The organism is Staphylococcus sp. HMSC36A10 (assembly GCF_001838845.1).
Lineage (GTDB): Bacteria > Bacillota > Bacilli > Staphylococcales > Staphylococcaceae > Staphylococcus > Staphylococcus aureus.
Genome location: NZ_KV839085.1, coordinates 1 through 10,667 on the forward strand (window position 1 = coordinate 1; position 10,667 = coordinate 10,667).

Here is a 10,667-nt window from a genome sequence, read left to right on the forward strand (position 1 = left end):
TAAGAAATTCTCATTTTTCTATTGACACACTGCCTATTAAATGATGCTTTATTTTAGACTGCTTTTTCTTTTTAGCTTTCGAGCGCCTGTTTAAAAACTTGCTCGAATTGTTCACGCGAGATTTCGTGTGCATGTGCTTTTTGTGCTAATAAAGCATCTTGAAACTGTTGTTGATCTTTCAAACTCTCTAACATTTGTATTAATTGGTCTTTACTTTCCATTGTTATCTCATCATTATGCTCAAATAAGTGCTCTGATAATGTTACTTTAGCATGGTGTGCGGTTTGACGATAACCTAAAATCAACAACTCATAGTCAAACGCTTGTTCCACCGCATTTAAAATTTCATTACCCTCATTGATATCAAGATAAATATCACATAACTGGTATAGTTCATTTACCCTATCTATATTAATAGATGGGTATAAATGCACATTAGCATATTGATCAAGTTGCATTAGCTTATCAGACATCTCTGTAATAGCAGCGATGTGAAACTTAAAATCTGGTAAAGTTTCAACCAATACCTTGATGTTACGAAGTTGATCCGAGTTAGTTAATATTACAATTTCTTTAGTATATCTATTACGACTACGATAGTTATATAGATATCCGCCTTGTAAAATACGAGATTGAACCTTTGCGTCTGCTATATTGAGCATCGTTTCATATTCGTTTTTATCTGGAATAATAATATTACAATGTCGTTTCATATCACCTTTACACATCAATTGCATATTTCCCGGGACATTACCATTACAGTGTTCTTGCCATACCAAAACATCACTACCTTTTGATGGCAAATTATATAACACTGAAAATGGTAGGGCTAGTGAGTTAATAACGAAATGATGTTCCGTAATTTCAAGTTGCTTGATAAAAAATAATACGAATGCGAGCTTTGAAGGGAAAAAGTAAGACTTCCCTTGCCAATCCAATATGACATCAGATGTTACAAAATTTTCATAAATCACTTCTTTACCTTCTGCTGTCATATATTTCTTCAAGATCGCTTTACGATTTAAATCGTAAACAGTTTGTGCAAATTTAATACCATTCTTAGAATAATAATCGACAAATCGGACACGTTGTTGGTCATCAAACCATTCGACACGACTAACAATTCTAGGGCGCTCTCCACTTTGATAAAATATTTTGCCTCGTAGACGTCCCATATCATTAATTGTAGCCGAATTGTTGTTACCTTTAATTTCCCAAAAAGCTGGTACAGTAACCTGATTAAAAAATCGTGGTTTCATATTTTCTGTATTATGATTATCTGCAAAAAATTGATACGGTGATATAACATCGTCCGGTAAAAAGCCATTGTCATTGAGTACAATTGTTAAATCTTCTTCCAACTTACTGGCTTTAAAAGACTCATATAACTTTCGTGAATGATTGTTAAAGTAATCAAATAATTTAATCATGTAGCACCTCTTGAACTAATGTTTCCCATTTTAAAATAATATCTTGAGTCATAAATTGCTGTGCCACTTCATAAGAGATGTCATGTGGTGTCTGGGGACCATTGTTAAAATACATTACAATGGCATGAGCTAGTTTTGCGATAACATCATCCACACTATCTTCATCGGTATCAAAAGGTACCAAGTAGCCATTTTCCCCATCTCGAATAAAGGTTGGGTTACCATAATTCACATTTAATCCAATCATACCTAGTCCTGAGCCTACCGCTTCCATTAGTGTTAACCCAAAACCTTCGCTAGTTGATGCAGAAAGAAATAACTCATAATCATTATAAATTTCATCAAGTTTAACATGCCCTAGTAAACGAATATAATCTTGCGCGCGGTGTGTATCAATAATTTTACGCAGTCGCGTCTTCTCGCTACCTTCTCCATAAATATCAAATGTTAATTCTGGCACTTGTCGTTTAGCCACGATAACCGCTTTGACAAGCCAATCAATATGTTTCTCATTTGCTAAACGAGATGCACTAATCATCGCATATGGCTTTCTTGATAATTTAGGATATGATAATGCATCAATGCTTCCCACAGGAATAGTATAAACACGTGGGCGATAACCTTGATATTGCTCAAATTGTCGACAAACCATATGATTTTGAATATCTGTTGCTGTAATAAAGAAATCAATGTATTTAGCTTTTGAAAATTGATATTCATAATAATTGTTCCATAGTATATGCTGCTCACTCATCATATTATTACTATAATGATCAGCATGAATCACAACACCAACTTTACTATCACCTTTATGCTGCAAAACAGCCTGACCAATATCAGAAGCGCGGTCTAATATGACAATATCGTCTCGGGTTAAATTCAATCGTTGTAAAAAGTATGCAATAAATTCGGTTTTGTTATACAACACCGCATCTTCAAACACATATATAGAGCTGTCTCCATCAATATATTCGTTATAAGCGATGGAACCATCTTCATTATAGAATTGTCGCATATATAATTTCGCTTTATTATCAGCTGGTGCATAATACTCAGAAAATATACGCGTATAACTATAAAAATCTTTACGTACTAACATACTATTAATTACAAATTCTGCACGATCCACAACATCTTTTTGTTCATTTTGTAGATAACATGTTACAAATGATGATTTCCCATTAAAATATAGACGGACTATCTTACCATTTCTTTCTCTAAAACTAATTTCATGACCAAGCTCACGTTCAATGTCATCTAACGTGTACGTTGTTGGTGCTATAGAAATATCACTAAAATACTGATACAACCAAATAACTTCTTGATCTTTAAACCCAATGTTTTGCGTTAATGTCTGTATGTTCTCTGACTGTATAAAATCTAAAAACACAAATTTAGTGTCTTGATTTGTACGTCTCAATAATTTAGCACGGTAAGCTTGTGCATATTCAACACCGCTACTCGCCCAGCCTATACCAAAGTTTATATTATATATTGTCATGCGCTACCCCTTTTCATTTATGGAAAATGTATAACTGGCATACCCTCTTTATCAAATGTAATCATGCTTTGACAAATATTTTTCACCATTCTTTTTTTGATATTTCGTGTCATAACTTCAAATGAATCTAATGCAACTCTATGGTATTCAAAAATAGCGTTACGTTGCCCATTTTGTCGTTGATTAACGCTTGCTTTTAATTGTTGTAAATAGTCGACTTGTTCTAACCAACATGAATCAATTGCTTTCAAAAAGACTTTTTGAACGAAAATATTATAATAATATGCACTTTGCATGTTTTTACGATTCAAAGCTAATTGCTTTTCAAATTGCTCTAATAAAAATGTCACTACTGCTTGCTTATCTTTAAAATTAACACAAGCCACATCTTTATTAAATTGGAAACTTAAATTTTGATAAATATACTCGACAACACGCGATTTTGTTAGCACCTTTTCCTCATTTACAAACATTTCAAATACATCTTTAGCTAACGCTTTAAAATCTTGATTCTCAGCATCATCTATTTCTAAAACTCGATTGCGTTCCTCGTATACAAGATCTCGCTGTATACTAATGCTTTTTTCAAATTCATTAGCCATTTCACGAGCTTTAACCCCTTGTTCTTCCGAGATACGCTGCGCTTTAACTACAATTTGCTTAACTTTGCGATTAAACAAATTACTTTGCGATAATCGTTGTGCATCTAATGAATATAATTGATTATTTTCCGCTAAATTACTATCGCTCCATCGCTTAACTAAATAATCATCTAGTGAAATATATATACAAGATGATCCCGGATCCCCTTGTCTACCAGAACGACCACGTAATTGCCTGTCTACACGGCTATTTTCCATATGTTCATGAATAATAACAGCTAATCCACCTAATGCTTCGACACCTTCACCAAGTTTAATATCTGTGCCTCGACCTGCCATACTAGTCGCAACAGTCATGGAACCAATTTGCCCTGCTTCAGCTATCATCTGCGCTTCTTTTGCAACATTTTGCGCAATGAGTAAATTATTAGGAATATCCATTTGGAATAATACTTTCGAAAAGTATTCAGCCGCTTCAGCAGTTCTCGTTATGAGTAAAACCGGTCGCCCCGTTTCATGAAGTTCAACTATATCATGAATCATCGCGATGTTTTTCTCATCAACTGAACGAAACACTTTATCTGGTTCATCGATACGTTGAATCGCTTTATCAGTTGGTACTTGTACGACTATTTTTGAATACAAATCAAAGAACTCTGATTCGCCTAATTTTCCTGTAGCTGTCATACCTGAAAATGATTCAAAAAGTTTAAATAAATTCTGGAAGGTAATTGTTGCCATAACACTTTTATCTGTTGAAACCTCCATACCTTCTTTCGCTTCAATAGCTTGGTGAAGTCCAGCTTGCAACTTAGTTCCCGGTAACATACGACCTGTAATACGGTCAATTAAAACAATATCACCATTATATACAAAGTAATCGACATTAGATTCAAACAAATATTGTGCGCGCAGTGCTAAATTAATATTACGCACTAGGACCATCGCTTGTTCGCTATATAAATCTTCAACATTAAAGTATGATTGTGCCGCTTCAATACCTTGATTTAACAGCCATATTTCTTTTTTGGTCTTCTTCATTTTAAAATGCACGTCTTCAATCAATGTATCTACAAACTCTTTCACAATATGAAATAGATTTGATTGTAATCTTGGTGCACCCGAAATAACTAATGGTGTTTGAGCAGCATCTAAAATGATTGAATCCACTTCATCAATAATACCGTAATTTAATTGTGGTAAAAATTTCCCTTCCGCACTATCAGCCAAATTATCAATTAAATAATCAAAACCGAGACGTCCATTAGTTGTATATATAATATCATGTTCATATATATTACGTTTTTCCCCTTTTTGATACTCATAATCCACAATATCAACAAAACCTAATGAAGCAGTTAAACCTAACCATTCATATAATGGTTGCATCTCTTCAAAATCTCGCTTCGCTAAATAATCATTCGTTGTAATTAAATATGTTCCTTTTCCCGAAAGAGCATTTAAATATAAAGGCATCGTTGCCGTTAATGTTTTACCTTCGCCTGTTTGCATCTCCGCAATGTTACCTTCATGCAATACAATCGCTCCGATTAACTGAACTTCTTTAGGATACATACCTAATACTCTCCAGCTCGCTTCACGTGCCACTGCATAAGCTTCAGGTAACAATGTATCTAGTGTATCAACTCCTGATGCTAAACGTTCTTTAAATTCTATTGTCTTTTGTTTTAACGCATCATCAGAATATGATTTAACTTCATCGCTCCATGTATTGATGCGTTTCACTATTTTTCTAATCGACTTTAGTCTTAATTCGTTTATCGTAACATCTAGTTTATGTTTCATTTACTTCCCCACCATTCAGTTTCGATACATCTAAGTAATCTAAAAATCGTACTGGATTCATTAAACGTGACATATAATTTAGATGTTTGTCTTGCTCTTCTTTAAAATAAACCTCGACATTTGTATCTTTTAGTTCATGATTTCCTGGGACATGTTCTGTAAGCCATCCTTTTAAATCATCATCTTCATGGCTTGTACGATACACTTTGCAATCCAAATGCTGAGCGACATAAGTTGCAAAAACATTTGACTTTGACCCATAACTAATCAAATTAATAGCCGTTAGGGTATCTTGACTTTGCAAATCATCCTTTAGTTGCTTAATATTTCCCTCGATATTGTCGTCCATCCAACGTTCAACGAGCCAAACATGACCAAACAGTTTCAAAAAATCATTCGAAATAGTTGGATAGGTGTCAGATGGTTCTGCAATAATGACATTGATCATATAATTTCCATATTGGTCATCGCCTATCTTCGTCACCCGCATGCTTTTATACTCTAAATCATCTTGATGCGTCATCTCTGTGATTGTTAAACATCTAAATATAAGACTCGTCGATGCTGCATTCATCATTTTTATTTTATAAGCATAGGCTTCATCAGGATATTGAATCGTAATACTATTTGACTTTACAATCTCAGTACTTAGTTTTGTGCCATTTTTATTATAAAAAATGATGATAAAATACACTGAACCAGCAGGCGTTGCATCAAAATCAAAATGCAATTTATAATGCTGTCCTCTACGCAAAATTGGTAAACTTGGCGCACTTTTATATTTTGAAAATTGCTTTAACATCAACCACTCATGAATCGGTAATCCAGAGGGCATCAAAGGATTTATAAAAGTCACTTCACCATTTGAAAATGATACTTTAGAGCCATACATAAATGTAGTTTGTGAAATATAATTCCAAGTAACTTTAAATGTTTTGTTTTTCAGCATGTTGAACTCTCCCAAACTTGTCTTCCAAAATAATGTTGTAAAAATTAACAAACCAACTTGCAATGGTAGGTGAATCATCATTATGTCGCCCAGGAATACTGCGATTCATCACTCTTGCTTGGTGTGCTGTCAATACAGGTAATAGCTCTTGAAATGCATGTGGATCATAATCATCATGTTGCATATATGCTATGGCAAAAACAGTTTGTGACAATGATTTCTTTTGAAATGTTTGCCAAAATTTTTGATTTAATGCCTTTATCGACGCTTGAGATGTATCACCTTCATTAGACACCAGGACGTCTAATGCTGTACCGAACTCTTCTGGTCTAAGTAATCGCATATGTTCAGCAATCGTTCCAATATTAACAAGTGGTTTACCAACAATAATTGCCTGAGGATTTAACTGAGCACCATAATACAAGGCACCAAATGAACCCATAGATAAACCAGATAATATTAATTCATGTGATTTAAAATTCAGCTTTTCTAATGTCTCGTCAATAACATTGATAATACCTTGTTCATATTCAGATGAACCGATATAAAAGCTACCACCTTCAACACGAGGATCGCCGATAAGTAAAAACGGTGCATTCATACGTTTCATCATATAATATCCTTCGAAACCTTCCGCTGTTCGATAACCACTAAAATATACGTTTAGTGGCGGTTTCATATCACCAGGGTGGAAATAATAAATAAATTCCTGTCGTTGACTATCTACGAAACGACTACCACCAAGTAAAAATTGACCCATGTCTAATCTAGACCATCGTTTGTGTATAGGTCCTAAATGTACCGTCCCGTTCCCACGCGCCTTAACAGTTACACTTATATAAGCATCAAATGGTTTCGCAGGTATCTCTAAAGGACTGTCTAACATATCATCAGTTAATATGATTTGTTCAATTAATGCACCATCAGCGCCAGTCTGAATCAATCTAAATGTATATTGCAACTCGACCGCACCATCAATATCAAATTCTGGCCATATTTGAATGACTTTATCTTTATCGTAAACGAGATTATTTTGCCAAGATGCGATAGGTTTAAATTCTTTTCCAAATTCTCCACTCAACGTGAGCTCTGAATTACCTTGGTATACGACATCTCCTTTAAAATTCGGATGCACAAGTGCTAACTTAGGGGAAACTTTATCTCCATACTGTCCTGAGAAGCTAACTGCCTCTAATTTATTATTACGTTCTTCAATATTCCGGTAATGTAATGGTTGAACAACGTATTTTTGGACATTTTCGTCTTGTTCATATTCAACAGACCAAAATGATTCATCAACATACGTATTGTATGGTTCGCTTATCATTTGTAATAAATTCATTAATGTCTCCGAGTACGGTGCTTGAATATAGATAAAATCAAAGCGCCCTTCTGCTTCAACAATCGCTTCAATAGCCTCTACATAACCACTATCAAATTCAAACAATCCAATATCGAAGTAATCCCAACTCACACCTTTTTTGTGTTGAAAAATAAGTTCTAAATCGTCTCCTCCAATTTGCAAAACTCTAAATTTACGTGGCATCATTTTCACCTTCTATTAACTCATCGAGCTGATTAATAATATTCTTAGAAGCATATGCATCTATTAATTTTAAAGAATAGGCGTACGCATAATTCCAATTTTTCAAATAAAATAAATAATAATTTAACGCATCATCTAATTCATCAACTGTATTTATAATACGGCCATTGTCATAATCAGAGACGTAATCTGTTTGTTGACCATTAATTTGTGGAATCCCAGCGCTAATTGCACTAATTTGTAAATACAAATCAGGTTCTTTTGACATATCTATCACAAGTCGCAACGTCCGCAATGCTTCTACAACATCATGTTCAGCATGTATCGTCTTAACAGCAATGATGTCATCTTGATCTTCAGGTGTCATTAATGCTGAAACATTAACATCCGCATTCTGTTTAGCTTGGTATTCCTCATTTACCGACGTAATACATTCACGAAGCCACATCGGTATGTCATTTTGATGGCGCGTTAATAAAATTAAACGGTAATTATCTTCTTGTGCGATATAATCCACAAGTCGTTGCATCATTTGTTGCAAATCAGCGTCACTCATACCATCAATCCATACACCTATAAATGTTTCCATCAATTGACTACTTATATTAGGTGATTGTCTCGTTTCAAATGGCGTGATTCGAATCATTGTATTCTCTCGCTGATACTTCTCTTGATGACTAATTAAATCACGTTCTAGTTGCACACTATCAACAATTAAATGGGCATTCTTTACGATAGATTGATATTCCTCATCTGACACAGTTTCATTTCTATTTTTAAAAAATGAATAACTTAATGATTTCGCTGGAATATGATTGGCTATTTGTCGATTGTGCCTAGCATCTGAAGCCACAATCACATGATCATCTTCATGTATTTGTTGTGCAATCATCTCTTGAAATTTCTCTTCAATTAGTTGAGCCATATTGTTATATTCTGTTTGTTGATAGTGATGTTGATATCTTTTTGAAACAGTGACTCTGCCATTTTTCAAATCTTCATGAAGTACACAATCTCCATTAATCGTTAAATATTCTTGGTAAGAAGCCTCTCCCTGATCATCAAAATAACGTATCGCTGATAAATAACCTCTGTCATCAAAAATATAACGCCGTTGTAACTGATCTCTTTCAAATTCTTCAAACCAAATTGAATACCCTTCTTGACTAAAATAAATATTTGTATAGGTCTGTTCACTCGTCACACATTTTAATAAATACGGTGTGTACACAAACTCAACATCATCCGGCCATTTTAAGTGATGATAATTAATCGCTTGTGGCGCATGGTGACTGAATCCTTGAATTTCATCAAACACAGACGAATACTTTGTCTCATATAAGTCATATCGATGTAAAAATGTTCTTAAATTTGGTGCATGATTGAGAACAATCAGTTGATAATCTAAGTCATTTTCAAGGTGCATTCCCATTAAACTAATCATATCGTCAAATTCCGTCTTATTTTGTAGTTGATAATACGGCACAGTCGTGTCTTGCCACCATCGTTGGTCATCGTACCAAGCTGGAATAAAGTATTTCATAATTACCTCCTTACCAATACTGGTTTAAAAATGGCTTATATTTATCAAAATATAAATATGTACGAATTGTTTCTGCAATATTAATACTGATGTAAACTAATACAATCAGTTGTACTGAGAAATAAATTTCAGTAGATAAATGCGGTACAAACAATGTGAAATAAAGCGGTATACCAATAATGATTGTAACTAATGCCGATCCAAACCAACATACGCGTCGTGCTTGATAATTTAAATAACGTTCTGTATCCTTACCAGGTTTAACTCCTGAAAAATAATTGCCACTCTTTAAGAAATCTTTGGATTTTTGTTTAGTATTGATTAAAAATCTCGATAAAAAATAACCCAATAACATTTGAATCACTAAATATACTGAAATACCTACTGGACTATCAAATGTCAGCATTGGCATGTCATCTGATATGCTTTTATTAAACATAGATAAAATAAAATGAATGCCACTTTTTAAGAAAACAAAAGCTGAAATGCTCATCATTAAAGTAATACTGCCTGCAGGGTTAACTTTCCAAGATAAATAAGATTTCATATTTGTTGCGGAAACGTTCATTAAATCGATATATGGTATTCTCACTTCTACTAATTCAATAAATAATAAGATAAACAATGTGATTATCACAAGGATGATTAACAACGCAATCACAATATGACTTGCATCTATATATTCCATTTTTTGATGCATCATTGATTTAATAATACTAACCATTACAATCGGCATTGGTCCTGCGATGCCGTAACGACTATTTTTGTCAGCTAACCAAACTAATAACATCGTTCCAGTAACCAAAATCAATATTGTTAAGTAAATATTGTCTTGATGAACACGTTCTTTCGAAACATATTCATGAATCACAAAATAACTTTGAATAACACTTAAAATTAATGTTAAGATGCGCTCTTTATAATGCTTCTCAAGACTTGTTTGTTTCATGTATTTATCCATATTCCGATAAGAAATCAGCATCAAGATAATCATTGATGTTAACCACGGACCTAATCCTAAAGTGAAAATGTTTAAAGTATTAACGTCTCCACCCATATTAGAAATAGCTATTTTAAAAAATGACTCATGTTTTACTTGCATATCGTTATAGGAAACGATGGAAATGTTTGTACCTAATATATAAATAAATAATATAAAACATGTGTATAGCATACGTTTATATATAATTTTATATTCGTATTGTTGTAAAAGTTTTAACATGTTGCACCTCTTTTATATCAAAAACATTAAAAAGACTAAGGGTTCATCACTAATTATTAAAATCCTAT

7 protein-coding genes are annotated in these 10,667 nt (G+C 33.5%); all 7 read right to left on the reverse strand.

What is annotated here, in order from left to right; genetic code table 11:
• Positions 1–71: 71 nt before the first annotated feature.
• Genes gtfB through secY2 form a run of 7 tightly spaced genes read right to left on the reverse strand, consistent with a single transcriptional unit; the run spans position 72 to position 10,599 of the window.
• On the reverse strand, positions 72–1,430 hold the full coding sequence (gtfB, locus tag HMPREF3247_RS02780) for an accessory Sec system glycosylation chaperone GtfB (protein ID WP_000593171.1): 1,359 nt from the start codon (positions 1,428–1,430) through the stop codon (positions 72–74).
• Positions 1,423–2,931: an accessory Sec system glycosyltransferase GtfA gene (gtfA, locus tag HMPREF3247_RS02785; protein ID WP_000158425.1), complete on the reverse strand. Its 1,509-nt coding sequence runs from the start codon at positions 2,929–2,931 to the stop codon at positions 1,423–1,425. The genes gtfB and gtfA overlap by 8 nt, the downstream gene beginning before the upstream one ends.
• A gap of 17 nt (positions 2,932–2,948) precedes the next feature.
• Positions 2,949–5,339 (reverse strand): accessory Sec system translocase SecA2, encoded by a 2,391-nt coding sequence (gene secA2, locus HMPREF3247_RS02790; RefSeq protein ID WP_000680947.1) that lies wholly within the window; start codon positions 5,337–5,339, stop codon positions 2,949–2,951.
• Entirely contained in the window at positions 5,329–6,288 is a 960-nt protein-coding gene (gene asp3 / locus HMPREF3247_RS02795) for an accessory Sec system protein Asp3 (protein WP_070866187.1), read from the reverse strand. The genes secA2 and asp3 overlap by 11 nt, the downstream gene beginning before the upstream one ends.
• Entirely contained in the window at positions 6,266–7,834 is a 1,569-nt protein-coding gene (asp2, locus tag HMPREF3247_RS02800) for an accessory Sec system protein Asp2 (protein WP_001137455.1), read from the reverse strand. Before asp2 ends, asp3 begins: the two co-directional genes overlap by 23 nt.
• On the reverse strand, positions 7,824–9,377 hold the full coding sequence (gene asp1, locus HMPREF3247_RS02805) for an accessory Sec system protein Asp1 (RefSeq protein WP_000873198.1): 1,554 nt from the start codon (positions 9,375–9,377) through the stop codon (positions 7,824–7,826). Before asp1 ends, asp2 begins: the two co-directional genes overlap by 11 nt.
• A gap of 10 nt (positions 9,378–9,387) precedes the next feature.
• Complete coding sequence (gene secY2 / locus HMPREF3247_RS02810) at positions 9,388–10,599, reverse strand: accessory Sec system protein translocase subunit SecY2 (RefSeq protein WP_000916120.1); 1,212 nt, start codon at positions 10,597–10,599, stop codon at positions 9,388–9,390.
• Between the last annotated feature and the right edge of the window lie 68 nt (positions 10,600–10,667).

Bases quoted from the DNA above. Each gene is read 5' to 3' on its own strand.
- gtfB (WP_000593171.1), bottom strand. From the start codon at position 1,430: ATGATTAAATTATTTGATTACTTTAACAATCATTCACGAAAGTTATAT.
- gtfA (WP_000158425.1), bottom strand. From the start codon at position 2,931: ATGACAATATATAATATAAACTTTGGTATAGGCTGGGCGAGTAGCGGT.
- secA2 (WP_000680947.1), bottom strand. From the start codon at position 5,339: ATGAAACATAAACTAGATGTTACGATAAACGAATTAAGACTAAAGTCG.
- asp3 (WP_070866187.1), bottom strand. From the start codon at position 6,288: ATGCTGAAAAACAAAACATTTAAAGTTACTTGGAATTATATTTCACAA.
- asp2 (WP_001137455.1), bottom strand. From the start codon at position 7,834: ATGCCACGTAAATTTAGAGTTTTGCAAATTGGAGGAGACGATTTAGAA.
- asp1 (WP_000873198.1), bottom strand. From the start codon at position 9,377: ATGAAATACTTTATTCCAGCTTGGTACGATGACCAACGATGGTGGCAA.
- secY2 (WP_000916120.1), bottom strand. From the start codon at position 10,599: ATGTTAAAACTTTTACAACAATACGAATATAAAATTATATATAAACGT.